Origin of the sequence: Rhodoplanes azumiensis (assembly GCF_042682915.1) — a bacterium.
Taxonomy (GTDB): Bacteria; Pseudomonadota; Alphaproteobacteria; order Rhizobiales; family Xanthobacteraceae; genus Rhodoplanes; species Rhodoplanes azumiensis.
Map to the genome: position 1 here is coordinate 61,926 of NZ_JBHUIW010000026.1, position 25,247 is coordinate 87,172.

The 25,247-nt window shown below is 71.6% G+C and carries 22 protein-coding genes and 1 tRNA gene; 9 read left to right on the plus strand and 14 right to left on the minus strand.

Annotation, left to right across the window (positions count from 1 at the left end):
• Positions 1–436 precede the first annotated feature (436 nt).
• Positions 437–742 carry a 30S ribosomal protein S21 gene (gene rpsU / locus ACFSOX_RS19370; protein WP_378479462.1) on the plus strand — a complete coding sequence of 102 codons (306 nt, stop codon included), beginning with the start codon at positions 437–439 and terminating at the stop codon, positions 740–742.
• A 291-nt stretch (positions 743–1,033) separates the two neighbouring features.
• A complete protein-coding gene (locus ACFSOX_RS19375) occupies positions 1,034–1,879 on the plus strand; it encodes a tetratricopeptide repeat protein (protein ID WP_378479463.1) in 846 nt (281 codons plus the stop codon).
• A 135-nt stretch (positions 1,880–2,014) separates the two neighbouring features.
• Here ACFSOX_RS19375 and ACFSOX_RS19380 read toward each other — a convergent pair whose 3' ends face one another.
• The 9 genes from ACFSOX_RS19380 to ACFSOX_RS19420 all read right to left on the minus strand — a co-directional run bounded on the left by ACFSOX_RS19380 (position 2,015) and on the right by ACFSOX_RS19420 (position 11,025).
• A complete protein-coding gene (locus ACFSOX_RS19380) occupies positions 2,015–2,830 on the minus strand; it encodes an alpha/beta hydrolase (RefSeq protein ID WP_378479464.1) in 816 nt (271 codons plus the stop codon).
• Positions 2,831–2,864: 34 nt separating this feature from the next.
• The gene (locus ACFSOX_RS19385) at positions 2,865–3,146 is read right to left on the minus strand and encodes a DUF3551 domain-containing protein (protein ID WP_378479465.1); all 282 of its coding nucleotides are present in this window, start codon (positions 3,144–3,146) and stop codon (positions 2,865–2,867) included.
• 179 nt (positions 3,147–3,325) lie between these two features.
• Positions 3,326–3,601 (minus strand): DUF3551 domain-containing protein, encoded by a 276-nt coding sequence (locus ACFSOX_RS19390; protein ID WP_378479466.1) that lies wholly within the window; start codon positions 3,599–3,601, stop codon positions 3,326–3,328.
• A 138-nt stretch (positions 3,602–3,739) separates the two neighbouring features.
• The gene (locus tag ACFSOX_RS19395; protein WP_378479467.1) at positions 3,740–4,900 is read right to left on the minus strand and encodes an acyl-CoA dehydrogenase family protein; all 1,161 of its coding nucleotides are present in this window, start codon (positions 4,898–4,900) and stop codon (positions 3,740–3,742) included.
• 328 nt (positions 4,901–5,228) lie between these two features.
• The gene (locus ACFSOX_RS19400; RefSeq protein ID WP_378479468.1) at positions 5,229–5,558 is read right to left on the minus strand and encodes a metal-sulfur cluster assembly factor; all 330 of its coding nucleotides are present in this window, start codon (positions 5,556–5,558) and stop codon (positions 5,229–5,231) included.
• A gap of 260 nt (positions 5,559–5,818) precedes the next feature.
• Positions 5,819–7,006, minus strand: a complete 1,188-nt coding sequence (locus tag ACFSOX_RS19405; RefSeq protein ID WP_378479469.1) for an ABC transporter substrate-binding protein — start codon at positions 7,004–7,006, stop codon at positions 5,819–5,821.
• Positions 7,007–7,193: 187 nt separating this feature from the next.
• Positions 7,194–9,209 carry a tetratricopeptide repeat protein gene (locus tag ACFSOX_RS19410; RefSeq protein ID WP_378479470.1) on the minus strand — a complete coding sequence of 672 codons (2,016 nt, stop codon included), beginning with the start codon at positions 9,207–9,209 and terminating at the stop codon, positions 7,194–7,196.
• A gap of 190 nt (positions 9,210–9,399) precedes the next feature.
• Positions 9,400–9,858, minus strand: a complete 459-nt coding sequence (locus ACFSOX_RS19415; RefSeq protein WP_378479471.1) for a cupin domain-containing protein — start codon at positions 9,856–9,858, stop codon at positions 9,400–9,402.
• Positions 9,859–9,924: 66 nt separating this feature from the next.
• A complete protein-coding gene (locus ACFSOX_RS19420; protein ID WP_378479472.1) occupies positions 9,925–11,025 on the minus strand; it encodes a YeiH family protein in 1,101 nt (366 codons plus the stop codon).
• A gap of 290 nt (positions 11,026–11,315) precedes the next feature.
• Here ACFSOX_RS19420 and ACFSOX_RS19425 point away from each other — a divergent pair, with 290 nt between their 5' ends.
• The 3 genes from ACFSOX_RS19425 (at position 11,316) to ACFSOX_RS19435 (ending at position 18,018) form a co-directional block, all read left to right on the plus strand.
• A complete protein-coding gene (locus tag ACFSOX_RS19425) occupies positions 11,316–12,527 on the plus strand; it encodes an efflux RND transporter periplasmic adaptor subunit (RefSeq protein WP_378479473.1) in 1,212 nt (403 codons plus the stop codon).
• Positions 12,524–15,775, plus strand: coding sequence for an efflux RND transporter permease subunit (locus ACFSOX_RS19430; RefSeq protein WP_378479474.1), 3,252 nt, complete (start codon positions 12,524–12,526; stop codon positions 15,773–15,775). Before ACFSOX_RS19425 ends, ACFSOX_RS19430 begins: the two co-directional genes overlap by 4 nt.
• Positions 15,776–15,984: 209 nt before the next feature.
• Complete coding sequence (locus tag ACFSOX_RS19435) at positions 15,985–18,018, plus strand: DEAD/DEAH box helicase (RefSeq protein ID WP_378479475.1); 2,034 nt, start codon at positions 15,985–15,987, stop codon at positions 18,016–18,018.
• Between the two features lie 40 nt (positions 18,019–18,058).
• On the opposite strand, the gene ACFSOX_RS19440 is transcribed toward ACFSOX_RS19435, so the two are convergent.
• Positions 18,059–18,135, minus strand: a tRNA-Arg gene (locus tag ACFSOX_RS19440).
• Between the two features lie 215 nt (positions 18,136–18,350).
• Between ACFSOX_RS19440 and ACFSOX_RS19445 the strand changes: the two genes are divergently transcribed.
• The 3 genes from ACFSOX_RS19445 to cysK all read left to right on the plus strand — a co-directional run bounded on the left by ACFSOX_RS19445 (position 18,351) and on the right by cysK (position 22,063).
• Entirely contained in the window at positions 18,351–19,250 is a 900-nt protein-coding gene (locus ACFSOX_RS19445) for a thermonuclease family protein (RefSeq protein ID WP_378479476.1), read from the plus strand.
• 67 nt (positions 19,251–19,317) lie between these two features.
• The gene (locus ACFSOX_RS19450; protein WP_378479477.1) at positions 19,318–20,793 is read left to right on the plus strand and encodes a M48 family metalloprotease; all 1,476 of its coding nucleotides are present in this window, start codon (positions 19,318–19,320) and stop codon (positions 20,791–20,793) included.
• 280 nt (positions 20,794–21,073) lie between these two features.
• Positions 21,074–22,063, plus strand: a complete 990-nt coding sequence (cysK, locus tag ACFSOX_RS19455; protein ID WP_378479478.1) for a cysteine synthase A — start codon at positions 21,074–21,076, stop codon at positions 22,061–22,063.
• A gap of 178 nt (positions 22,064–22,241) precedes the next feature.
• Here the strand turns inward: cysK and leuD are convergent, their stop codons facing one another.
• The 4 genes from leuD to ACFSOX_RS19475 form a co-directional block, all read right to left on the minus strand.
• Positions 22,242–22,847 carry a 3-isopropylmalate dehydratase small subunit gene (gene leuD / locus ACFSOX_RS19460; RefSeq protein WP_378479479.1) on the minus strand — a complete coding sequence of 202 codons (606 nt, stop codon included), beginning with the start codon at positions 22,845–22,847 and terminating at the stop codon, positions 22,242–22,244.
• A 112-nt stretch (positions 22,848–22,959) separates the two neighbouring features.
• Positions 22,960–23,418, minus strand: coding sequence for a DUF6644 family protein (locus ACFSOX_RS19465; RefSeq protein ID WP_378479480.1), 459 nt, complete (start codon positions 23,416–23,418; stop codon positions 22,960–22,962).
• 20 nt (positions 23,419–23,438) lie between these two features.
• On the minus strand, positions 23,439–23,885 hold the full coding sequence (locus ACFSOX_RS19470; RefSeq protein WP_378479481.1) for a DUF6152 family protein: 447 nt from the start codon (positions 23,883–23,885) through the stop codon (positions 23,439–23,441).
• A gap of 126 nt (positions 23,886–24,011) precedes the next feature.
• A complete protein-coding gene (locus ACFSOX_RS19475) occupies positions 24,012–24,440 on the minus strand; it encodes a metallopeptidase family protein (protein WP_378479482.1) in 429 nt (142 codons plus the stop codon).
• Positions 24,441–24,573: 133 nt separating this feature from the next.
• Between ACFSOX_RS19475 and ACFSOX_RS19480 the strand changes: the two genes are divergently transcribed.
• Complete coding sequence (locus tag ACFSOX_RS19480) at positions 24,574–24,882, plus strand: hypothetical protein (protein ID WP_378479483.1); 309 nt, start codon at positions 24,574–24,576, stop codon at positions 24,880–24,882.
• Positions 24,883–25,247: the final 365 nt, after the last annotated feature.

Below are 25,247 nucleotides of genomic sequence, written 5' to 3' on the forward strand. Positions count from 1 at the left end.
TCGTCCGCTCGCCTCGAGGAGACGCCCGAGCGGGGTGCGATCCACGCCGGCGACGGCGTGCTCGCACGGCAGGCCGTCCGGATGGTCGACGGGCTGGGCGAGGCGGAGATCGACGCCGTCCTGTCGTACTGGTCGTCCCGACGGGGCGTTCCACAGGAGTTCGATTCCCGGCTCCTCGGTGCGTGCCGCTCCGAGCTCGGGCGCGATCTCACACCGTCGGAACGCCGGGAGGTGCGGGAGCTTTTCTCCCGCGCGGTCCGGCGCCGGCGGCCGAGCCGTTGATCAGCCACGTCCCTCGTCCAAAATGGCGCGACGCATGATGGACTTCGCCCGGATATTCTGCTAAACGCCCGCCCACCTGGGAGCCCGCGCGATCGTTCGACCGCTGGCGGACGGCCCGCCAGATCAACCGACAAGACCTTCGAGAGGACGCTTCGTGCAGGTACTCGTTCGTGACAACAACGTCGACCAGGCCCTCAAGGCGCTGAAGAAGAAGATGCAGCGCGAGGGCATCTTCCGCGAGATGAAGCTGCGCGGTCACTACGAGAAGCCCTCCGAGCGCAAGGCGCGGGAGAAGGCCGAGGCGATCCGCCGCGCCCGCAAGCTGGCCCGCAAGCGCGCCCAGCGCGAGGGCCTGATCCCCGGCAAGCCGAAGCCCGCTCCGCGGGCCGGCGGCCCCGGCGCCCGTCCCGGCATGGGGGGTGGCGCCGGCGGTGGATTCCGCAGCAGCGCGCCGCGCTGATCCGCGCGCTGGCCGGTCGAGACCGGACGGCGTTTCGCGAGCGGGTGGCCCGGCCGCCCGCTTGTTTCGCGTGACGGGGTGCCGACGCCGCGCGGCTATTCGCGCCCGACCGAGCCACCGCCGCAAGATCGCCGCGATTGTCCGTGACCCAGGGCTGGGCCGCCCCGTCCCGCGGCCGTGTCGATGCGCGTCACGAGGAAGACCATGGGTTCCGGTAGCGAAAGTCTCGGCTGGTCCAACCGCCGTCGCAGCGCCGGTCCCGGGCTCCGCGCCTCCCGCGCCGGATCGCTGATGAGAAAGACGGTTCTGATCGGCCTCGCGGCCGGCGCGCTGGCGCTCGGCGGTTGCTCGACGATCATGAACATGCCGACCACCATGGTCGACGACGCGACCTCGGCGGCCTCGCCGGCGAATCTCGCCTCCCTCACCGCGGTGCTGTCGAAGAACCCGAACGACCCGCAGGCCTACAACATGCGCGGCTCGGTGCTGGGGCAGTCGGGCCGCTACCAGGACGCGCTCGCCGACTTCGACAAGGCGATCCAGATCGACCCCAACTACGCCCAGGCCTACGCCAATCGCGGCCTCGCCTATCGCCAGACCGGCAAGCTCGACCAGGCGCTCGCCGACTACGACCGCGCCCTGCAGATCGACCCGGCCTATGCGGTCGCCTATGTCGGCCGCGGCATGGCCTATCGCGACAAGGGCGAGCTCCTGCGCGCCCTGCAGGACTTCAACAAGGCGGTCCAGATCCGCCCCGACAACGCCCAGGCCTACTACAATCGCGGGCTCCTCTATCAGAGCCAGCGCCAGTACCAGTTCGCCATCGACGACTTCTCGACCGCCATCGGCCTGTCGCAGCAGCAGGCCGAGCCGTTCATCGCCCGCGGCCTCACCTATCTGGCGGTCGGCGACCTGAAGGCCGCCGCCGGCGACCTCGACGACGCGGTCGAGCTCGAGCCCGAGAACGTCCAGGCCTGGACCAGCCGCGGCCTCGCCTACGAGCGGATGAACGACAAGGAGAAGGCCGCCGGCTCCTATGCCCGCGCCCTCGCCCTGCGCCAGGGCTACCAGGCGGCCGCCGACGGCTTTCGACGCGTCGGCGGCGAGCCCGGCAAGGTCTACACGACGTTCAACTGAGCGGACACCCGCATCGGCTCGCGGTCGGTCCGGGGCGGGCGGAAGGTCCGAACCCGGACTCCGGCCGGGAGCCGGGAGCATGTCGCGGGAGTCCGGGGTCGCGCGGTGCGCGTCTCCCGGAATGGCCGTGCAGCATCACTCCGCCGCCTGCGACTCCCCCGCCAGGAACGCCCGCACGGCGTCGAGCGCACCGAACGCGTCGAGATCCTCGTGGTCGCCGCCGTGCAGGCGGACGAGCCGCTTGTCGCTGCGGAAGGCCGCGAACAGCGCTTCGCCGAAGCTGATCGGGATCACCGAATCCCGCGTCCCGTGCAGGACGAGGACCGGCGCCGTGACGGAGGGCGCCCGCAGGTCCGAGCGGAACTGGTCCTTCATCAACAGCCCGATCGGCGCGAACGGATAGGCGATGCGGGCGACGTCGGCCGTCGACGTGTAAGGCGCCTGCAGGATGAGCCGCGCCACCGGCCGGGTCGCGGCGAGCGCCACGGCGACACCGGTGCCGAGCGATTCGCCGAACGCGACGATCCGGCCCGTGCCGTAACGCTCCGCCGCGAAGGCGTGGGCGGTCTCGGCGTCGGCGATCAGCCCGGCCTCGCTCGGCGACCCGGTCGAGCCGCCATAGCCGCGGAACGATACGGCGACGAGCCCGACGCCGTCGCGGGTCAGAGCGGAAAAGCGCGGCACCCTGTGACGCAGCGCCCCGCCATTGCCGTGCAGGTAGAGGATGACGGGCTCGTCGCCGCGCGGCGGGACGTGCCAGACGACGATCCGCTCGCCGTCGGCGGTCGAAAGCGTGATCTCTTCGGCCTGCGGCAGCCCGGCCGCGGCCGGCGCGGTCCGCCGCGTCTCGGCCGGATACATGAGGGTGCGCTGGGCGAGAAAGAGCACCAGCACGAGGCCGGCATAGACCAGGACGGCGCCGAGGGCGAGCCGCACCAGCACAGGGATCATGCCGCCCGCCGCGTCGTCCACCGCGCCCGCCGGATCAGCCGGCCCGGCTCTTGCGGGCCTTGCGCGGCGGGGGCGCCGTGTTGACGCCCCACGAGAACGGGTTCTCGTAGCAATAGCCGCCGTTGCCGCTGACCGCCTGCTGGCACTGCCACAGATTGGCGAAGTAGCAGTTGGTGCCGCCGCCCCAGGCGCCGCCGTACTGGGCGCACCAGGGATAGATCGGCCCGACCGAGGACGGCACCTGGGCGCGGCTCGCAGGTGCGCCGGCGACGACCATTGCGGCGGCGAGCCCCGCCGTCACGAGAAGCGCGCGCATCGCGACCTCCTTGCGCCGATTCGACGGTGGGCACGCTAGCATGGCGCCGCAGGCCGCGGCACGCGCCGCGATCACGAGCGCGTGCGGAGCCGCCCTGCGGGCGGCGCTGTGCGTCCGCCGACGAGCGGCACGGAGATCGGCGAGACCGACGGCCCGACTGATCCGACCGGTCGGCCGGATCAGTACGGGCGATAGTCCTGACGGGTGCGCCGGCGGTCGCGCGGCTGCTCCGACCCGTAGGCCGAGAACGGGTTCCGGTAGCACCAACCGCCATTGCCGCTGATCGCCTGCTGGCATTGCCAGAGGTTGGAGAAATAGCAATTCGTGCCGCCCCCGCCGCGGCCACCATAGTCGGCGCACCAAGGATAGATCGGACCGAGCTGGGCGCGAGCCGGGGACGGGGTGAAAGCCGCGACGGCGCACAGTGCCGCAAGGGCGAGGAGGGCGGACCGCATCGAAGCCTCCATGGCGTGACGGGACGGGCGAGAATCGCCCGCCGCAGCATCGACTCTTAGAACTCCGGACGGCGTGTTTGGTTCGATGGACCGAAGGTCACGGCGCGGCGGCCGCGCCGCCCTGGCCGCCGGCGCCCGTCACTCCCGGTTCGGCGTGAAGCCGCAGGCCATGCCGGCGATGATCATGCGCTGGATGTTCGAGGTGCCCTCGACCACCTGCAGGGACTTCGCGTCGCGATAGAACCGCTCGGCCGGATACTCGGTGGAGAAGCCGAACGAGCCGAAGATCTTCATGCACTCGTTGGCGGCATGCACGGCCGCCTCGGAGGCGAACAGCTTGGCGACCGAGGTCTCGTACTGGCTCGGCTTGCCCTGGTCCTTCAGCCAGGCGGCCCGGTAGACGAGGAGCTGGGCGGCGGCGTGCTCGGCCGCCATGTCGGCGATCTGGGCCTGCACCATCTGGTGCTGCGAGATCGGCTTGCCGAACTGGGTGCGGCCGTTGGCGTAGTCGACCGCGAGGTCGAGGCAGCCGCCGGCGACGCCGAGCGCGCCGGCCGCACAGCCGATCCGCGTCTGGTTGAGCTGCCACATGCAGATGCGGAAGCCGTCGCCCGGCTTGCCGAGCACGTTCTCCTTCGGCACCTTCATGCCGTCGAAGACGAACTCGCCGGTCGGGGCGCAGTGCAGGCCGAGCTTGGTCTCGATCGCCCGCGCCGAGACGCCGGCCCAGGCCTTCGGCTCGATCAGGAAGGCGGTGAGGCCCTTGTTGCCGGCCGTCCGGTCCGTGTAGGCGTAGAGGAGCCCGGCGTCGCCGACATGCGCCTGCGAGATCCACATCTTGCTGCCGTGGACCTCGAAGTGGTCGCCCTTGTCGATCGCATGCGTCTTCATCGAGGCGACGTCCGAGCCGGTGTTCGGCTCGGTGATGGCGAAAAAGCCGAGCTGCGTGCCGGCGACCCAGCCCGGGATGTAGCGGCGCTTCTGCTCGGGCGTGCCGAACTTCGCCACCGTCAAGGCGGGGCCGAGATTCTGCATGTTGAAGGGCAGCCGCCACGACGCCGAGATCTTGGCGATCTGCTCGGCCATCAGCACGGATTCGAGAAAGCCCATGCCGGTGCCGCCGAGCTCTTCCGAGAGCGCGCAGCCGAAGAAGCCGAGCGCGCCCATGCGGGCGACGCGATCGGTCTTGAAGGCGTGTGCCTTCTCCTCCTCCGCCAGGGTCGGCGCGATGTCCTCGAGGGCGAAGCGCCGCGCCGTCTCCTGGACCATGCGCTGCTCGTCGGTCAGATCGAAATGCATCGGAGTCCCGTGTTGACGTGCCAGGGTGGATGACGTGGTCGCCCGCACCCCGGCCACCCGCGCCGGAGCACGGCCGGGCCCGCCGCACGGGTCCGGTCGATCGATCGGCAGATCAGTGGAGGCACGTGCCGGCCGCTCGCCACGGCGGACCGCGCGTGCCGCGGCGCGGCCAGTCAACCATCCCGGGACCGGCGAGGGCAACCGGTTCGACGGGGGGTGCGATCATTTGTACACAAACGTGATCGCGACGCCTCCCGGAGAGCCGGGACACGCCGTGCCGGCCGCACGGAGAGCGGCGCGTCGACAGGCGATGCGCCGTCGATACGGGTCAGTGCCGCGTGTCGGAGAACGGCTCGCCGAACTCCCAGCCGAGCGCGAAGCGGCCTTCCTCTGTCATCCGCTCCGGGCTCCAGGGCGGATCCCACAGCAGCCGGACCTGGACGCGCGGCGTCTCGGTGAAGGCGCGCCGCAGCGCCGCCTTGGCGGCCCGCGCCATCACCTCGCCGAACGGGCAGGTCGGCGCCGTCGTGGTCATGTCGACGACGATGCCCTCGGCGGTCCAGTCGGCCCGGTAGACGAGGCCGAGATCGACGATCGAGATGCCCATCTCGGGATCGAGCACCTGCTTGAGGGCGCTGATGATGTCGTGGTCGAGCATGAACGTCCTCGCGGGTGCCGACCACACGAGCCCGGACGAGGCCGGCCGCGGCAGGTCGAAACGGGATGGCGGCCGCCCGACTCCTCGCGACGGGTGTGGCGTCACACCGGTCGCGTCACGGGTCGCACCGCCGCGGGACCGACCCGGCGCCGGTCCCCGCGCGCAGATTGGGCGGGGGGGCGCCCGAGCGGCTTTGTCCTAGGTCAAAGTCCGCCCCGTTTGGAGCAATTCTCGTTTCGGCCCAGACCTTTGAGAAAAGCTCAGGAGCCCTGCTCGGAGAGCAGCACCCAGTCGCCCTTGCGGATCTCGAGCATGCGCAGCGCCGAGAGGTCGAGGCCGGTGTGGTCGGTCGGCGACATGGTGACGATGCCGCCGGTGCCGACATGGCCGCGCGTCGCCTCGAGCGCGTCGCGCAGCTTCGCCGGGTCGAAGCCGCCGGCCCGCTTGGCCGCCTCGACCACCAGCATCAGCCCGTCATAGGCGTGGCCGCCGAAGGCCGACACCGGCTGGCCGGTCTTCCGCTGCCAGGTCTTGGCGTAGTCCTGCAGCACCGCCTTCTGCGGATCACCGTCGGCGAGCCTGTCGGCGACCAGGAGCGGCGCGGCCGGCAGGCGGACACCCTCGGCGGCCGGGCCGGCGAGCGCGATGAACTGCTTCGAGGCGACGCCGTGGCTCTGGTAGAGCGGCAGGGTCAGCCCGGCCTGGCGATAGGCCCGGGTGACGATCGCCGGCCCCTGGCCGTGGCCCGCCACCACGACGGCCTGCAGGCCCGGCGTGCGCTTGAGGGCCGCCATCTGGGCCGAGACGTCGGTGTCGGCCGGGCCGTAAATCTCCTCGTGCGCCACCGTGATGCCGGCGCCGGGCGCCGCCTTGACGCACTGCTCGCGCATCGAGCGGCCGAAGGCGTCGGTGCCCGACACGATCGCGATGGTGGTCAGCTTGCGGCGCTTGAGGTCGGCGAAGATCTTCTCGCAGGCCATGCGGTCGGTGTGCGGGGTCTTGAACACCCATTTGCGCACCGGCTCGACGATCTGCACGGCGCCGGCCAGCGACACGAACGGCACCTGTGCGGCCTCCACGACCGGGATCATGGCGAGCGTGGTCGCCGTGGTGGTGCCGCCGATCACGGCCGCCACCTTGTCGTCGCGAACCAGCCGCTCGACGAGCTTGCGGGCCGTCTCCGGGTCGCCGCCGTCGTCGTGGAGGATCAGGTTCAGCTTTTCGCCGTTGACGCCGCCGGCCGCGTTGATCGCCTCGACCCACAGCTCCAGGGTCCGCTTCTCCGGCGCGCCGAGATATTCGGCGAGCCCGGTGGTGGAGAGCACCGCCCCGATCTTCACGTCGGCGCGCGCGGGCGCCGCGACAGCCGTGAGGCCGAGCGCGACGGCGGCGGACACGACGGCGGCGGACACGACCGCGGCCGAGACGAATCGACGTGAGACACGCATGCGGGGGCTCCTCCCGGGCGTCGCGAGCGACAGGCTGTTTCCATCCCGAACGTCTTTTTGGTGTTGTCGGGGGACCGATCTTGCCCACTGCCGCGGGCGCGCGCAAGCGGCGCGGGCCGACCTCGCCCGGCCGGGCGCCGGTGAGCGGGCCCGGACGCGCCGCCGGCGTCGCGCGTCCGTCGCAGCCTCAGCGCTCGGCCCTGAGGAAGAACTCGCCGGTGAGCGAGGAGTGGTCCCACGGCACCTGGCGGTCCCCCGTCGCCCTGATCACGTCGGCGCGCACCCGGGTCAGCATCGACCGGATCTCCAGCGCGGGCGTGCGGATGTGCTTAAGGAGCGCCGCCGTGAACGGGCTGTTGCGGCCGTCGCCGTCGAGCGCCACGGTGTCGGGGCTGGTGGCGAACGCGATCAGCGTTCCGATGCCGGCATTGAGCTGGGCGAGCCCCTGGCTGACGCTGCCCGAGCGGGTGCCGAGCGAGCGGGCGAGGCTGCGCGACAGCGGATTGTCGCGGCAGGCATCGAGAAACACGAGATTGACCCGCTTCTCCGCCTCCATGTCGGCCAGCACGGTGCCGATCTCGACCGCCTCGACGCCGAGTGAGGACGGCCGTTCTAGCTTGGCGTCGACCGGCAGCAGGTAGTTCTTGCCGGCAACCTGCAGGCCGTGGCCGGCATAGTAAAACAGCGACACGCGGGCGCCGGGAAGCGCCGCGCCAAATTCGCCGATGCGGCGCCGCATCGCGGTGCCATCGAGATCGTAGCCCTCGATCACCTTGAAGCCGAGGTCGCGCAAGGCGCCGGCCATGTCGCGCGCGTCGTTCTGCGGATTGGGCAGCGTCGTCACGGCCGCATAGTCGCCATTGCCGATCACCAGCGCCACCCGCGGGCCGCGCTCGGCAATCGCCGAGACAGGACCGGGCGACGGGCTCGGCGGCGACGGCCTTTCCACCACCATCGTGGCTTGCTTCTGTCGCGCCAACAAGGCTGCGACTCTTTCCGCACCTGCCTGCGACTCGGCGATGAAATGAATGGCGAGGGCTGCCCTAAAGTCGTCCAATGCCCCTTCGAGGTCGCCCATGGCCTCTCTGATGTTGGCCCGGGTGTCCAAGGCGGCGGCATTCGTCGGATCGAGCATAATCGCCCGTTCGACGGCCGGCAGTCCTTCTCGGTCGCGACCCAACTTGAAGAGAGTCCAAGCAAGTGCATTCTGCAGTTGCGAGCTGTCAGGATGGCGAAGGACGACACCCTCGATGACCGAAAGAGCTTGTGCGGCTTTATTCTGCAGGATTAATACACTAACTTTCCCGACATATGCATCACCTAAGCTCGAATCCAGACTGATCGCCTCATCGAAGTCTTTAATTGCACTTTCGTAATCTTTACGCTCGACGTGGGCCGCGCCGCGGCCAGCAAGCATCAAGGCCGAGGTCGGTGCAATCCGAAGTCCTTCATCGTAGTCACGGACCGCTCGCTCGGGCTCGCCTTTCTTCACATAAGCCCGACCACGATAATAATAGCCTGCAACGTATTTCGGATCCAACCTTATTGCGCTGTCGTAATGCTCGATCGCCCTCTCAATATCCCCCTTTAACACAAACGCATTACCCCGCGCGGACCAAAACCAGCTGGACTTCGGATTCAGGCCGATCGCTATGTCGTAATCTCGAAGAGCGAGATCGGTCTCGCCTTTCGCCAAATAAGCATTCCCACGGTTGTATACGTGGCCGGGATACCCTGGATTGAGCCTGAACGCTTCGCCGAAGTCGGCGATTGCGCGATCGTAGTTCCTCATCTGAAGATGGGACGTAGCGCGACCGTTGTAGGCCCAGACAGATTTGGGATCGAGGCGGATTGCTTCATCGAAGTCGCGGACCGCTCGCTCGTGCTCGCCCTTCTCCGCACGGGCCGTACCGCGACAGGTGAATCCCGGCGCGAATGTCGGCTGCAACCGCACAGCCTCTTCACTGTCGGCGATGGCGCGATCGTACATCCGCTTTTTCGAGTAGGCGAGACACCGACTCGTAAAGGCAATAGCGCGGGTCAACATGGTCTCCCGCGACCCGCGTTCGATGATTCGAGTGCAGCTCGCGATCTGCACGTCGGGATCGTCAGAGGTACAGCCGCCGTCAACGCTTCCACGACGAGCTTCCGTCGGCGTGGCGGTAATGACGAGTGCAATGAAAAGAACGGCGAGCTTCTGCACAACAGCCCCCGAAACGGAAGTATGACAATAGCTAAAAGGCTAACACGCCGCTCCTCAAATTGCAATTTTTAGTTGAGGTACCATAAGACGCCTCGGAAGAGGCGTCCTGATGCTCCCAGCCCGCGCAAGCAGGCCGGCCACCGCCTGCGGCTTGCGCGCCGAGCCAGGGTCGCGCCGGGGGGCGGGCCGCTCAGTACGGCTCGCCGTTGCGGTGCAGGTAGCGGCCGGCGCCCTCGGTGCGCTCGATCTTGAGGTCGAGCCCCGGATACTCGACCGTGTCGGTGGCGGCGCGGTTGCCGATCTCCAGCACCACGGCGTCGCGATCCGAGCGGTTGACCAGGCAGTGGCCGAGGCCGGTGCCGGCCGGCCAGGCGGCGGCCTCGCCGGCCTTCAGCACCGTCTCGCCGGTGTCCTCGACCAGCACCACCTCGCCCTCCAGCACGTAGACGAGCTCGTCCTCGTCGCTGTGCCAGTGGCGCAGCGACGAGGCGACGCCGGGCGCCAGGCGGCACAGGTTGACGCCGAAACGGGTGAGCCCGGCGGCCCGCCCGAGCCGCTGGCGGACGCGGCCCTCGACGGGTCCGCGGAACTGCGCCGGATAGCCGATGCCGGTGTCGAGCGGGACGGCGTCGATGTCGATCTTGGGCATGGTCTCTCCTCCGGGTCGCATGGTCGGGTCGCGGTGGTCGCGTCGTCGTCAGTGCAGGGCCGGCCGTCAGTGCAGCGCGAGCAGGCCGCCCGTCACCACGGCGAGAATGACCAGCGTCGCGCCGACGAACACGGCGACGTGCCGCCAGCCGATGCGCAGGATCGCGGCCGGCGAGGTCTGCAGGCCGAGCGCCGAGATGGCGAGCAACAGGCCGGCCGTCGAGGCGACGTGAAACGCCGTTTTCACCGGCGCATAGAGGGCGGCGGCGCCCGGCACCGCCGGCACCACGCTGTTGACGAGGCACAGCGCCAGGAACACCAGCGCGAACACCGGCACGGGCACCTTGGCGTGCACCTGCGCGCCGTCGCGCGGCAGCAGCCACCAGCCGACGATCAGCACCACGGGCAGCAGCAGGAAGATGCGGAACAGCTTGACGATCACGGCCGTGTTGCCGACCGGCTCGGAGACGGCGTAGCCGGCGCCGACCACCTGGGCCATGTCGTGGACCGTGCCCCCCAGCATGATGCCGGTCGCCTGGGCGTCGAGGCCGAGCAGCGCGCAGAGCGGCGGATAGAGGATCATCACCAGGGTCGAGAAGGCGTTGGCGGCGATCACCGTGAAGGCGACGTCGGCGGCCTTGCTCGGATAGTTCGGGACGACGGTCGCGGTGGCAAGCGCCGCCGAGGCGCCGCACACCGCCGTCGAGGCACCGGCCAGCGCGCCGTAGCGCCGGTCGAGCCCGAGCAGGCGGGCGAGCCAAACGCCGGACGCGATCGTCGCGGCCATGGCGGCGACGATCAGCAAGGCGACGGGCACGCCGAGTGCGACAATGTCGCCGAGCGCGATGCGGGTGCCGAGCAGCGCGATGGCGATGCGCAGGAGCTTCTTGACGCTGTAGGTCAGCCCCGGCTCGAACAGCGGCCGCGCGGCGACGCGGTTGAAGGCGACGCCGACGAGGAGCGCGATCACCATGGCCGGGATCGGCAGCACCCGGCCGACCAGCGGCTCGGCGGCGAGCGCCGCGAGCGCCACCGCGGCGGCGAGCACCAGGCCGGGCGCGTAGCGGCGCAGGACGGCTGCTGCCGGATGGGCCGGCGCCGTGGCGGCCCGTGCAGGCTCGGCGGACGGTGCGCCCTTCACGGCGTCGGAACGATCGGCGGACGACACGAGGGCCTCGTGCTGGGGGACGGCGCGGCGACCGCGACCAGCGAGCCGGCGGGCGGCTCGTCACGATCGCGATCCCCGATGTGCGGGATCGCGACGATGGCCGCAAGCCGCGTCCGACGCAACGCCCCCGACGGCCGGCGCCGGCCGACGCAGCTCCGCCCGCTCGAAGACGGTCCCGAATCGGCGGCCTGCACCGTCGAATCGACACAATTTTGGATGGTTTGGTCGGGCGTATGTCCCGGCGTGGGCGACCAGGCCCCGACCGGCCGGGACCAGCAGAGATTTTCGACGTGACCGAGCGATTTCCGACCGACCGCCCGACCGGCGCCGACGCCAACTCCCACACGGACGGCATCCCCGCACCGGCCGGCGCACGCCGGCACTGGCGCACCGTGACGATCGCGCTGCCGCTGGTGCTGATCGCCGCCGGCCTCGCCGCCTATGCGGCCGCGCCCGCCTCCGCGCCGGCGCAGTCTTCGACGGCCGTCCCGGCCCGCGCCGAGGCGCGGCCGGCCCTCACCGTCTCGGTCGCCGGCGTCGAGACGCGGCGCATCACCCGCAGCGTGGTCGGCACCGGCTCGGTCGCCGCCTGGCAGCCGCTCACCGTCGCGGCCGAGATCGCCGGGCTGCGCATCGTCGAGGTCACGGTCGACGAGGGCGACCGGGTGACGGCGGGCCAGGTGCTGGCCCGGTTCGAGGATGCGATCCTGCAGGCGCAGCACGCCCAGTACGAGGCCGCCGCCCTGGAGGCCGAGGCCAATGCCCTGAACGCGCAAGCGGAGCTGCGCCGCGCCCAGGAGCTGCAGGCCGGCCGCAACATCGCCGAGGCGACCTTCCAGCAGCGCCAGATGACGGCGCGCGCCACCGAGGCGCGGCTCGGCATGATCCGGGCGCAGCGCGACGAGGTGAAGGCCCGCATCGCCCAGACCGTGGTGCGGGCGCCGACCGACGGCATCGTCGCCAAGCGCACCGCGCTGGTCGGCACCGTGTCGAGCGTCGGCGCCGAGCTGTTCAAGATGATCCGCGACGGCCGCGTCGAGCTGCAGGCGCAGGTGCCCGAGCTCGATCTCGCGAGCGTCGCGGTCGGGCAGCCCGTGAAGGTCGTGCACGGCGACACCGTGGTGGCCGGGCGCGTCCGGCTGGTCGCGCCGGTGGTCGATCCGGCGACCCGGCTCGGCACCGTCTACGTGGCGCTGCCCGCCGACAGCGGGCTCAAGCCCGGCATGTTCGCCAATGCCGAGATCGTGACCGGCAGCGCCGAGGTGCTGGCCGTGCCGCAGGAGGCGCTGGTGTTCCGCGACGGCCGGCCGGCCGCCTTCGCGGTCGGTCCGGACGGCCGCGTCGCCGTGAAGCTCCTCGACACCGGAACCCGCCAGGACGGCTGGGTCGAGGTGCGCGGCGGCCTCGGGCGCGGCGAGCGCATCGTCTTCGCCGGCGCCGGCTTCCTCAACGACGGCGACCTCGTCCGCATCGACAGCGCCGACGCGCGCCCGCCCGAATGAGCACGCCGCCGAACGACGACGCGGGGACGGGCGATCCCGGGACGGGCGATCCGGCCGCGCCCCGCCCGGCGCGGGCGGTGGTCCACGGCCGCAACAACATCTCGGCCTGGGCGATCCGCCACCCGGTCGCCACCGTGGTGCTGTTCGTCGTGCTGACGATGGCCGGCCTCGTCGCCTATCCGGGCCTGCGCATCAACAACAATCCCGACATCGACCTGCCCGCCGTGGTGGTCACGGTGCAGCAGCCGGGCGCCGCGCCGGCCGAGCTCGAGTCGCAGGTGACGCGCCGCATCGAGGACGCGGTCGCCGGGCTGGGCGACATCAAGCACATCACCTCCACGGTCTACGACGGCGCCTCGAACACCGTGGTCGAGTTCAACATCGGCAAGAACGTCGACCGCGCCGTCAACGACGTGCGCGACAAGGTCACCCAGACCCGCGCCACCCTGCCGGCCGACATTCTCGAGCCGATCGTCGCCCGGGTCGACATCTCGGGCGGCGCCATCGTCACCTACACGGTGCGGGCGCCGGCGATGTCGACGGCGCAGCTCTCCTGGTTCATCGACGACACGGTCGCCCGCGCGCTCCTGTCGATCGCCGGCGTCAGCCGGGTCAACCGGGTCGGCGGCGTCGACCGCGAGATCAGGATCGAGCTCGATCCGGCCCGGCTCGTCGCGCTCGGCATCACGGCCGTCGACGTCCACACGCAGCTCCGCAACCAGAACCTCAACAGCCCCGGCGGGCGCGGCACGCTGGGGGCGAGCGAGCAGTCGATCCGCACGGTCGGCAGCGCCGAGACGGTCGACGACCTGCGGGCCCGCCTGATCACGCTGCCGGGCGGCCGCAAGGCGCGCCTCTCCGAGCTCGGCACGATCGAGGACACGGCGGCAGAGCAGCGCCAGTCGGCCAAGCTCGACAACCAGCCCGTGGTCGCCTTCGAGGTGCTGCGCACCGTCGGATCCAGCGAGGTGCATGTCGCCAAGAAGGTGGCGGCCCGGCTGGAGGCGCTGGAGCAGGCGACGCCCGGCGTCGAGATCCGGCGGGTGTCGTCGACGGTGCGGTTCGTGGAAGAATCCTACCGCGGCGCCATCGAGACGCTGGTCGAGGGCGCGGCGCTCGCCGTGCTGGTCGTGCTCCTGTTCCTGCGCGACTTCCGGGCGACCTTCATCGCCGCGCTCGCCATGCCGCTGTCGCTGATCCCGACCTTCTTCGTGATGAAGGCGTTCGGCTTCGCGCTGTCGGGCGTCACCCTGCTCGCGCTGTCGCTGGTCGTCGGCATCCTGGTCGACGACGCGATCGTCGAGATCGAGAACATCGTCCGCCACATGCGCGACGGCAAGAAGCCGTACCGGGCGGCGCTCGACGCCGCCGACGAGATCGGGCTGGCCGTGGTGGCGACGACGCTGACCATCGTGGCCGTGTTCGTGCCGGTCGCCTTCATGCCCGGCATCCCGGGCCAGTTCTTCTTCCCGTTCGGCGTCACCGTGTCGGTCGCGGTGCTGTTCTCGCTGGTCGTCGCCCGCATGCTCACCCCGCTGCTGGGCGCCTACTTTCTCAAGGTGAAGCCTGAGAAGGGCCCGCGCGACGGCATCGTGATGCGCACCTATCTGCGCTTCCTCGCCGCCTCGATCCGACACCGCTGGCTCACCGTGATCGGCGCGCTCACGATCTTCGCCGGCTCGATCGCGCTCATTCCGCTCGTACCCTCCGATCTGATGCCGGCGCGCGACACCGGCCGCTCGGCGCTCGGCGTCGAGCTGCCGCCGGGCGCGACGCTGGCCCAGACCGAGGCCGTGGTGAAGCGCGTCACCGACATCGCCAAGGCGCGGCCGGACGTGACGAGCGTGTTCGCCGCGATCGGCGTCGCGGCGGCCGGCCAGGGGCCGGGCGCCCCTTCGGTCGGCGGCGATCCGCGCAACGCCATCGTCTACATCAACTACGTGCCAGCCGATTCGCGCCCCCTCACCCAGCAGCAGATCGAGACGGCGCTGCGGCCGCTGCTCGCCGAGATTCCCGGCACCCGCTTCCGCTTCGGCGCCGACGGCATGGGCGGCGCCAAGGTGACGATCACGCTCGTCGGCGACAACCCGGTCGAGCTCGACCGCGCCGCCACCGCGCTCGAGCGCCAGATGCGCACGCTGCCGTCGTTCCCGACCGCCGCCTCGACGGCGAGCCTGCGGCGACCCGAAATCCAGATCGTGCCGATGCCCGAGCGCGCCGCCGAGCTCGGCGTCTCGGTCGCCGCGATCGCCGCCACGGCCCGCATCGCGACGCTCGGCGACGCCGACCAGAACCTCGCCAAGTTCAACCTGCCGAACCGCCAGATCCCGATCCGGGTGCAGATCGACCCGGCGTCGCGGGCGAGCCTGCCGACCATCGAGACCCTGCGGGTCTCCACCACCAGCGGCGCCAGCGTGCCGCTCAAGGCGGTCGCCGAGATCAGGCTCGCCAGCGGCCCGGCGACCATCCAGCGGCTCGACCGCACCCGCAAGGCGGCGATCGAGGCGGAGCTCAACGGCCTGCCGCTCGGCCAGGCGCTCACGCAGATCCACGCGCTGCCGATCATGCGCGAGCTGCCCGCCTCGGTGCGCGAGCAGAAGACCGGCGACGCCGAGATCATGGTCGAGCTGTTCGTCAGCTTCGCGGTGGCGCTCGGCGCCGGCGTGCTGCTCGTCTACGTCGTGATGGTGGTGCTGTTCGGCGGCTTCATGCAGCCGCTCACCATCATGATGGCGCTGCCGCTCGCGGTCGGCGGCGCCATGACGCTGCTGCTCGTCACCGGCAAGGCGCTGTCGATCTCGGCCGTGATCGGCGTCCTGATGCTGATGGGCATCGTCGCCAAGAACTCGATCCTGCTGGTCGAATACGCCATTGAGGCGATCCGGGCCGGCATGCCGCGCGACGCGGCCCTCCTCGACGCCGCCCACAAGCGTGCGCGGCCGATCGTGATGACGACCATCGCCATGACGGCCGGCATGATCCCGGTGGCGCTCGGCCTCGACGTCGACAGTGGCTTCCGCGCCCCGATGGCGGTCGCCGTGATCGGCGGCCTGATCACCTCGACGCTCTTGAGCCTCGTCGTGGTGCCGAGCGTGTTCACGCTGATGGACGACCTCCAGAAGACGCTCGGACGCCGGCTCGGCCGCCTCCTCACCTCCGGCCCGCAGGACGACGTGCCGGCGGCGGCGGAAGCGACCTCGATCCGGGCGCCCGGTGCGGCGGCGTCCACCGGCGCGACGACCCCGTAGCGAGGCGGGCGGCGGCGGACGTGGCGGACACGGCCGAGGCCTGCTACAAGGGCGCCCGGCGAGCAGCCGCCCCTCCAACGCGACGGCTGCCGACCCACGTCGCCGCCTCGGATCGCCACCTCGGATCGCCGATGTCGCGCGATCCAACCGGCTCGCTCCTCCACCGCCGAGCCGCCCGCGGCCTCTATCCAACCCAGGTCCGACCTCCCGTGACATTCCTGCCGACCCGTCCGCCGCTCGCCCGCGCCCTCGCCGCGCGCAACTACGACGATCCGACCCCGGTGCAGGCCGCCGTGCTGGCCGACGACGCCGTCGGCCGCGATCTCCTGGTGTCGGCGCAGACCGGCTCCGGCAAGACGGTCGCCTACGGGCTGGCGATCGCCGACGACCTGCTGGGCGACGCGGAGCACTTCGAGCCCGGCGCCGCCCCCCTCGCTCTGGTGGTGGCGCCGACACGCGAGCTCGCCTTGCAGGTGCAGCGCGAGCTCGCCTGGCTCTACGGCCACACCGGCGCCCGCGTCCTCTCCTGCGTCGGCGGCACCGACTCGCGCCGCGAGCAGCGCGAGCTGGCCGAGGGCGCCCACATCGTGGTCGGAACGCCGGGGCGGCTGTGCGACCACCTACGGCGGCACCGTCTCGACATCTCGGGCCTGAAGGCCGTGGTGCTCGACGAGGCCGACGAGATGCTCGACCTCGGCTTTCGCGAGGACTTGGAGCTGATCCTCGAGTCCACGCCGGACAGCCGCCGCACGCTGCTGTTCTCGGCGACTCTTCCGCGTGGCATCGTCGCGCTCGCCCGGCAATTTCAGAAGGACGCCGTGCGCATCGACGTCGCCGGCGACGAAAGCGGGCATGCCGACATCGAGTACCGCGCCGTCCGGGTCGCGGCGCACGACGTCGAGCATGCCGTCGTCAACCTGCTGCGCTGGTTCGAGTCGCCGGGCGCGCTCGTGTTCTGCAACACCCGCAACGCCGTGCGGCACCTGCAGGCGGCCCTGCTGGAACGCGGATTCTCGGTGGTCGCGCTGTCCGGCGAGCTGGCCCAGAACGAGCGGACCCTCGCCTTGCAGGCGCTGCGCGACGGGCGCGCCCGCGTCTGCGTCGCCACCGACGTCGCGGCGCGCGGCATCGACCTGCCCCATCTCGGCCTCGTCATCCACGCCGAGTTGCCGAACGATCCGGCCGTCCTTCAGCATCGCTCGGGCCGCACCGGCCGGGCCGGCCGCAAGGGCGTCAGCATCCTGCTGGTGCCGAACGCCCGCCGCCGCCGCGTCGAGACGATGCTGTTCCAGGCCGGCATCGACGCCACGTGGGGCAGCGCGCCGCAGCCGGAGGAGATCCGCCGGCTCGACCTCGAGCGCGTCCTGCAGGACGCCAGGCTCGCCGAGGAGCCGAGCGAGGACGACCTGCTCTGGGCGCAGGCGCTGCTCGCGAAGCGCAGCCCCGAGCAGCTCGCGACCGCACTGGCCCGGATTCTTCGCGCCGGCCTGCCCTCCCCCGAGGACATCGTCGACCCCGGCGAGCGCGCCGGCCGGTCGCGGCGTGATCGCGACGAGGCGTGGAGGGATGCGCCCGCGGGCATGGCCGGGGCGCACGCCGACGCGTCCGACACCGCATGGGATCCGATCGACGCCCGGCCGAGGCGGCACGCCGGCCTCGCGGGCGGCAGCGTCTGGTATCGGGCCAGCGTCGGGCGCGACAAGAACGCCGAAGCGCGCTGGCTGCTGCCGATGATCTGCCGTCGTGGCGGCATCGACAAGCGCGCCGTCGGCGCCATCCGGATCTGCGACAGCCACAGCGAATTCGAGATTTCCGCCGACGCCGCCGAGCTGTTCGCCGCCGCCATCGCCCGGCCCGACAAGGAATCGAACATCCGCCTCGAGCCGCTGCCCGACGGCCCGCAGGCCTTCTCCGGACGGCCCGACCGGCCCGCCGGCCGGACCCGGCCGCACGGCGGCAGACCTCGGTGCGCCGACCGATCCCGCCACGCGCGCGGGGCGATGGAGCCCGCGCCGTCCGCCGACGGCCCGGCCGCGCCCGAGACGACGCCGCGAGGCGCCGAGACGCCGTGGCGCCGAGAGTCGCGAAAAGGCCAGACGTCGCGGCAGGCGAAGCCGTTCCGCGAGGAGAAGCCGTTCCGAAAGGACAAGCCGTTCCGCCCCGGCAAGAGCAAGCCCGCCCGCGGCGGCAAAGCCGCGCGGCGCACGGTCGGCAAGCCGACAGGCCAGCGCGACCGCGCCTGAGCCGTCAGGGGGATCCTCCAAAGGAATTCTCGCCGGCCGGTGGCGGTCCCGACAGGACTCGAACCTGTGACCTTCGGTTTAGGAAACCGCTGCTCTATCCGGCTGAGCTACGGGACCGTCGGCCCCCGACTAGCATAATCGCAGGCGGCGTGCATCCTGCCGGATGCGGCGTGGCGATGCGTCCCGGAGGGGCGCGGCGAACGGCGATGCGAGGCCGGCACGCGCCCCGCCGCACGGCGTCCCCGATCACGGAGCAACCGCGCGTGCCCCTGCCTCGTCCACGGCCGCGACCGTCGGCCCGGGCTGCGACGGCGGCCCTGGCGGCGCTCGCGATGGCCTCGGCGCTCGCGATGGTCCCGGCGGTCCGCCCGGCGCCGGCCGTCGCCGAGCCTGCCGGCCTTTCCTGCGGCCTCGCCGAGATCGAGCCCGCCACCGGCGCCGGCGCGACCGTCGCCCGGGCGACCGTCGCCGCCGTGCCGGACGCACGAACGCTGCTGCTCGCCGACGGGCGCGAGGTGCTGCTCGCCGGGCTCGCGCCGGCGTCCGCCGACACGCCGGCCGGCCGGACGGCGCGCGCCGCCCTCGCCGGCCTGGTCGAGGGCCGCCCGGTCGTCCTGGCGCAAGGAACGCCGATTCCCGACCGCTGGGGCCGGACGGTCGCCTGGGTGACGGTCGCGGGCGACCCACCCGGCCCGCTCCGGCTCGGCACGCTCCAGCTCGCCCTCCTGGCGCAGGGCCATGCCCGGGTCGCGGCCCGGGTCGAGGACGAGGCCTGCCGGCCGGCCCTGCGGGCGGCCGAGCGGGCCGCCCGGGCCGCCAATCTTGGCCTGTGGGCCGACCCCGTCTATGCTGCGGTGCCGGCTGCGCAGCCGGCGGAAATTCTGAAGCGGCGCGGTCGCTTCGCCGTGGTGGTCGGGCCGGTCGATTCGGTCCGCGAGAGCGGCGGGACGATCTATCTGAACTTCGGCCGTCGCTGGGCGGAGGGCTTCGCCGCCACGATCCCCAAGCGGATCGAGCGGACGCTCGCCGTAGCGGGGCTCGTCCCCGGCCGGCTCGCCGGCCGCCGGGTCGAGGTGCGCGGCGTGGTGGAGCAGCGCGGCGGCGGACCGCGCATCGAGATCCTGCGGGCCGAGCAGCTGGCGCTCGACGCGCCCGGAGGCGATGCGCCCGGGATGCACGAGGCGCCGGAGCGGCGACCGGACCGCCCGCGACCGCCCCGGATGGGGCCATAAAATCGGCCGCGGGACGGCGGTATACGATGACGCGGCACGGCGGGGGCCGTGTCACAGGGGTGGAGCGGTGAGGTCGGACGAAATCCGCGGCCGGAACTCGGCTCGGTGGCGCGGCGCGCGGGCGCGGCTCGTCGCGGCGCTGCTGCTCGGCCTCGCGCTGCCCGGCTGCTCGTCCTGGATCGCGACGCTCGACGACCAGACCGGCAGCACGGCGCAGCCGCGCCGCGCCGCCGTCGCCGAGCCCCTGACCCCGGCGCAGCGCGAGCACCGCCGCATCCTCGCCTCCTATGGCGGCGCCTATCGGGACGCCAAGCTGGAGGCGACGCTCGCCGGCCTGGTCGACAAGCTGGTCGCCGCCTCCGAGCGGCCCGACCTGCGCTACAAGGTGACGATCCTCAACTCGCCCGCCGTCAACGCCTTCGCGCTGCCGACCGGCGATCTCTACGTCACCCGTGGGCTGATCGGGCTGGCCAACGACACCTCCGAGGTCGCCGCCGTGCTGGCGCACGAGATGGCGCATGTGCTGGCCCGCCACGCGGCGATCCGCGAGGACCAGGCGCGCCGCGTCGCGATGGCGAGCGCCGCCGCCGACCCGACCGACACGACGGGCGCGCTGGCGCTCGCCAAGACCAAGCTGGCGCTCGCGAGCTTCTCGCGCGCCCAGGAGTTCGAGGCCGACGGCATCGGGGTCGGCATCGCGTCACGCTCCGGCTACGACCCGCACGGCGCCCCCCGCATCCTCGCCGCGATGGGCCGCTTCTCGGCGCTGCGCTCGGCGAGCGGCAGCGACCCGCGCTCGCTCGACTTCCTCTCGTCGCATCCGGCGACTCCGGAGCGCATCGAGAACGCGCTCGCCAACGCCCGCCAGCACCCCGCCGGATCGCGCGACCGCGACGCCTTCCTGGCGGCGATCGACGGTCTCGTCTACGGCGAGGATCCGATCGAGGGGTTCGTGCGGGGCCGGCGGTTCATCCACCCGAAGCTCGGCTTCGCCTTCACGGCGCCGGACGGCTTCACGCTGGAGAACACGGCGCAGGCCGTGCTCGGCAGCCGCGCCGGCGGCGACCAGGCGCTGCGGCTCGACATCGTGCGGCCGGCGGCGGACCAGAGCCTGACCGGCTACCTGAACGCCGGCTGGATCGAGAACATCGAGCCGGGCTCGGTCGAGGAGACCTCGGCCGGCGGCTTCGAAGCCGTGACGGCCACCGCCAAGGGCGACCCGTGGTTCTTCCGCATCGTGCTGGTGAAGAACGGCGCCGAGGTCTACCGCTTCGTCTTCGCGAGCAAGACGCGCACGCCGGAGATCGACCGGGCGTTCCGCGAATCGGTCGGCTCGATCCGCCGGCTGTCGCTCGCCGAGGCGCGCAACGCGCGACCGCTGCGGTTGCGCGTCGTCACGGTGCGGCCGAGCGACACGGTGGACAAGCTCGCCGGCCGCATGGCCCTGCTCGACCGCCAGGTCGAGCGTTTCCGCGTCCTCAACGGGCTCGGGCCGACCGACACGGTGAAGCCGGGCGACAAGGTCAAGATCGTCGTCGAGTAGCACCGTGCCGGCGCCCGTCGGCGGGTTCCGAGGGACCGCGCCGTCCGGGCGGATCCGAGTGCGCCGCGCAGGCGTTTCGGAGGGGCGGGACAATCGTCTGCCGAGCCCCGCCCGGCGAGACCGAAATCCCCTGCCCCTCGCGCGGCGGAGCAGGATTTTTCGTTTTTCGGTCCGCAGATTGTCGCGGCAGGATCGTTATTCTATCCAGGCTGTCGAAGTGCCGGGCCGGCGGCCCGCACACCGAGACATCGTCGTTCGAACTGTCCAGTGGAGAACTGCCATGGCCGAAGCCGCGCTGAAGCCGGAGTCGTCGTCCGAGTTCCGGACCGCGGGTCGCGGACGCATCTACGATTCGATCACCGAGACGATCGGCGACACGCCGCTGGTGCGGCTCGACCGCCTCCCGCAGCTCCAGGGCGTCAAGGCCACCATCCTGGCCAAGCTCGAGTTCTTCAACCCGATCGCGAGCGTCAAGGATCGCATCGGCGTCGCCATGATCGACGCCCTCGAGGCGGAGGGCCGGCTGACGCCCGACTCGGTGCTGATCGAGCCGACCTCGGGCAACACCGGCATCGCGCTCGCCTTCGTGGCCGCCTCGCGCGGCTACCGGCTGATCCTGGTGATGCCCGAGTCGATGTCGATCGAGCGCCGCAAGATGCTGGCGCTGCTCGGCGCCGAGCTGGTGCTGACACCGGCCGCACAGGGCATGAGCGGCGCCGTCGCCCGTGCCGCCGAGCTCGCGGCCGAGACGCCGAACGCCATCATCCCGCAGCAGTTCAAGAACCCGTCGAACCCCGACATCCACCGCCGCACCACGGCCGAGGAGGTGTGGAACGACACCCGCGGTGCCATCGACGCCTTCGTGTCGGGCGTCGGCACCGGCGGCACCATCACGGGCGTCGGCCAGGTGCTGAAAGCCCGCAAACCCTCCGTGAAGATCATCGCGGTGGAGCCGGAGGACAGCCCGGTGCTGTCCGGCGGCAAGCCGGGCCCGCACAAGATTCAGGGCATCGGCGCCGGCTTCGTGCCGGACGTGCTCGACCGCTCGGTGATCGACGAGGTGGTGACGGTCGGCAACCAGACCGCCTTCGAGACGGCCCGCGCGCTCGCCCGCTACGAGGGCATCCCGGCCGGCATCTCGTCGGGCGCGGCCGTCGCGGCGGCGCTCAAGATCGGGGCGCGGCCGGAGTTCGCCGGCAAGACCATCGTGACGGTGCTGCCGTCCTTCGCCGAGCGCTATCTGTCCACCGCGCTGTTCGAAGGGCTGTGATCAGCCGGTTGGCGCAGGCGACGCCCTCCCCCCGAGGGGGAGGGACCGGGCGCGTGTCAGCGCGCTCCGGGGTGAGGGTTTACGGCGCCGGTTGGCTTGCCTCGGCCCCCTCACCCGGACCGTGATCTCGCGCGAGAGCGCTCACGCCCGCGGCGTCACGCCCATCACGCCCGCGGCGTCACGCCCAGGGGCGCAGCTCCTTCATCTTGCCCTCGAAGCCGGCGATCTTGCTCGCCTTCTCCAGCGTCTGGCCGATGTCGTCGAGGCCTTCGAGCAGGCAGTGCTTGCGGTGCGGGTCGATGTCGAAGCGGATCGAGCCGCCGTCGGGACCGCGGATCTCCTGCTTCTCCAGATCGATCGTGAGCCGCGCATTGGCGCCGCGCTCGGCGTCGTCGAACAGCTTCTCCAGTTCCTCGGGCGACACCCGGATCGGCAGCACGCCGTTCTTGAAGCAATTGTTGTAGAAGATGTCGCCGAACGAGGTCGAGATCACGGCCCGGATGCCGTAGTCGAGCAGCGCCCACGGCGCGTGCTCGCGCGACGAGCCGCAGCCGAAATTGTCGCCGGCGACCAGGATCGTGGCCTTGCGATAGGCCGGCTTGTTCAGCACGAAATCCGGGTTCTCGGTGCCGTCGTCGCGGAAGCGCTTCTCGGCGAACAAGCCGGCGCCGAGGCCGGTGCGCTTGATGGTCTTGAGATACTGCTTCGGGATGATCGCGTCGGTGTCGACATTGATGGTCCGCAGCGGCGCGGCGATGCCTTCGAGAACCGTGAACTTGTCCATGCGGGTCGTCCTGCGATCGTGGCTATTCGACGGATGCGGCCTGCTTGATGGACGCTCGTCGGCCCTGGGTCAAGCCGGCGGCCGGCCGCAGGGCGCGGCGCCGGCGGACGCCTCAGACATAGGCGATCAGCCGGCCGAGGGCCGCGACCACGAGCCACGAGACGAGCGACACGCCGGCGGTCGCCTGCACGGCGACCGAGCGGTCGGCGCCGCGCCGCAGGGCGAGATCGTTCGCGACGAGATTGACGACGGCGAGGCCGATCACGGCGAGCTTGGCCAGAAAGGCCGGATTCCGGACGATCCGGGTCGCCTCCGGCAGCAGCAGCAGCACCCCGGTGGCAACGATCACGGTGAGAGCGCCGGTCGCGGCCGGTCGCAGGCGTGCGATCACGTCGGCCGGCGGCGGACCGCGCAGCACGCGCAGAATGCGCAGGTCCATGGCCGCGACCAAGGCGAAGAACACCAGCACGGCGAGCACGTGCAGGACGTTGGCGGCCGGATACAGGATCGTCGACTCGCGCACCTGCGCGGCGAGGCCGGATTGTTCCAGCGCGGCCCAGAGCGCGGTCACGTCGGCGGCGTCGGTGCCGATCAGCGCAGCTCGTAGCGCTTGCCGTCGATCTCGATCCATTCGGCCCGGATCTCGGCCGTGCCGTCGCGACGCGGATAGCCGTGGACCTTCACGGGGCGCCCCTTGGCGACCACCTGGGCCGTGGCGCCGCGCGCGTTCATGCGCGAGGGCGGCGCCAGCACGATCTCCCAGCGCTTGCCGTCGTGCACGAGAAACAGGCTGCCGTGCGGGTTACCGATCGTGACCTCGTCGATGGTCGCCTCCACGGTCATCGGCTTGTCGGCGTCGTAGGAGCCCCAGCCGTGATGGGCGAGCGCCGGCGGCGCCATCAGCACGAGGCCGGCGAGGAGCGCGCCGGCGGCGATCGTGGACCAGGAGCGCGTGGACCAGAAACGCGCGGACCACGGGCGCGCGGACCACGGGCGGGTCGACGACGCGCGGGCGCGCAGGCGGGCGATCGGGGGCATGGTTGGTCTCCGTCGAAGGCGCCACGGCGCCGGGGGTCGCTTCGAGATGGGGAGCGGACGGCGGCGACGGAAGCCCCCGCAGCGACACGCCACGAGGCGCCGCGCCGTCCCGCAGCGACGCGCGGCTCAGCCGGCCGCCTTCTCGATCGCCGCCATGTCGTCGTCGGAGAGGCCGAAATGGTGGCCGATCTCGTGCACCAGCACATGCGCCACGATGGCGCCGAGCGTCTCCTCGTGGTCGGCCCAGTAGTCGAGAATCGGCCGGCGGTAGAGCCAGATCATGTTCGGCATCTGGACGGGTGCGCTGTCGGAGCGGAACGGCAGGCCGATGCCCTGGAACAGGCCGAGGAGATCGAACTCGCTCTCCAGCCCCATGTGGTCCAGAACCTCGTCGGTCGGGAAGTCGTCGACCTGGATGACCAATCCCTCGCACATGGCGCGGAACTGTGCCGGCAGGCGCGCGAACACGTCGCGCGCCATCATCTCGAATTCGGCCAGCGACGGTGCCGCGACGGATCGCCAGGCGAGCGGATCGGACAGGGGGGACTTGCTCATCTCGAAGCTGCCGGATCGGACGAGGGAGGCGCGGTGATGCGGCGCGCCGGGCACAGGCGCCACATCTTCGTCGCCCCAGATTGACACGGCGCGCGCGGTTGCGCGAGGTTTCGACGGGGACAGGAGGGCGGACATGCGCATCACCCGCGTATCGGCCGGAATGATCGCGTTCGGCGTCGTGTTGGTCGGGATCGCCGTGCCGGACCTGCTCGGGTCGCGCGGCGGCACGGCCGCGGCGCAGTCCGGCGGCTACTACACCCCACCCGCGACCGACGAGCGCGAGGTCACCCGCGCGCGGCGCGCGGCCGGCGTCCCGACCCGGCTCGAGGTGACGCCGCGGCGTCCGCTGGTGCGCATCTGCGAGGACTGGCTCGACGTCGAGAACCGGCCGAGCGGCAGCGCGATCGTGCCGAAGATGCGCTGCCGGTGGGGCTATCGCTGAGCCGTCGGTCCGGTCGGGCGGGCCGACTTCCGCGGCCGCGCCGTGTTCCGCACGCGCGACGCGATCGCCTTGAGGAAAAGGGAAGCGGCTTGCCGGGACCAACGACGCTCCGGCCCTGCGCACGGATCACGTCGTGCGGCCGACGCGACGTCGCCGGTTTCGAGTCGCGGCTTCGCGGGACTCCTCGCGATGACGGGTCAGGGCTCGGGACCGCGGGCATGCCCGATCGGGGACGACCGGCGGTCGGCGACGTCGCCGTCCGCGGGCTTCGACCAGCGCGCGTCCGACGGGCAGGACATGGCCCTGTCTACGGCAGTGTTTGTTTTGGGAGGCGTGAGCGGGGCGGGGCGCTCGATCCGACCGGG

What these genes read in the sequence shown, in the direction of transcription:
- ACFSOX_RS19375 (WP_378479463.1), top strand. Translation starts at nt 1,034, where the DNA reads ATGAGAAAGACGGTTCTGATCGGCCTCGCGGCCGGCGCGCTGGCGCTC.
- ACFSOX_RS19380 (WP_378479464.1), bottom strand. Translation starts at nt 2,830, where the DNA reads ATGATCCCTGTGCTGGTGCGGCTCGCCCTCGGCGCCGTCCTGGTCTAT.
- ACFSOX_RS19385 (WP_378479465.1), bottom strand. Translation starts at nt 3,146, where the DNA reads ATGCGCGCGCTTCTCGTGACGGCGGGGCTCGCCGCCGCAATGGTCGTC.
- ACFSOX_RS19390 (WP_378479466.1), bottom strand. Translation starts at nt 3,601, where the DNA reads ATGCGGTCCGCCCTCCTCGCCCTTGCGGCACTGTGCGCCGTCGCGGCT.
- ACFSOX_RS19395 (WP_378479467.1), bottom strand. Translation starts at nt 4,900, where the DNA reads ATGCATTTCGATCTGACCGACGAGCAGCGCATGGTCCAGGAGACGGCG.
- ACFSOX_RS19400 (WP_378479468.1), bottom strand. Translation starts at nt 5,558, where the DNA reads ATGCTCGACCACGACATCATCAGCGCCCTCAAGCAGGTGCTCGATCCC.
- ACFSOX_RS19405 (WP_378479469.1), bottom strand. Translation starts at nt 7,006, where the DNA reads ATGCGTGTCTCACGTCGATTCGTCTCGGCCGCGGTCGTGTCCGCCGCC.
- ACFSOX_RS19415 (WP_378479471.1), bottom strand. Translation starts at nt 9,858, where the DNA reads ATGCCCAAGATCGACATCGACGCCGTCCCGCTCGACACCGGCATCGGC.
- ACFSOX_RS19430 (WP_378479474.1), top strand. Translation starts at nt 12,524, where the DNA reads ATGAGCACGCCGCCGAACGACGACGCGGGGACGGGCGATCCCGGGACG.
- ACFSOX_RS19445 (WP_378479476.1), top strand. Translation starts at nt 18,351, where the DNA reads ATGGCCTCGGCGCTCGCGATGGTCCCGGCGGTCCGCCCGGCGCCGGCC.
- cysK (WP_378479478.1), top strand. Translation starts at nt 21,074, where the DNA reads ATGGCCGAAGCCGCGCTGAAGCCGGAGTCGTCGTCCGAGTTCCGGACC.
- leuD (WP_378479479.1), bottom strand. Translation starts at nt 22,847, where the DNA reads ATGGACAAGTTCACGGTTCTCGAAGGCATCGCCGCGCCGCTGCGGACC.
- ACFSOX_RS19470 (WP_378479481.1), bottom strand. Translation starts at nt 23,885, where the DNA reads ATGCCCCCGATCGCCCGCCTGCGCGCCCGCGCGTCGTCGACCCGCCCG.
- ACFSOX_RS19475 (WP_378479482.1), bottom strand. Translation starts at nt 24,440, where the DNA reads ATGAGCAAGTCCCCCCTGTCCGATCCGCTCGCCTGGCGATCCGTCGCG.
- ACFSOX_RS19480 (WP_378479483.1), top strand. Translation starts at nt 24,574, where the DNA reads ATGCGCATCACCCGCGTATCGGCCGGAATGATCGCGTTCGGCGTCGTG.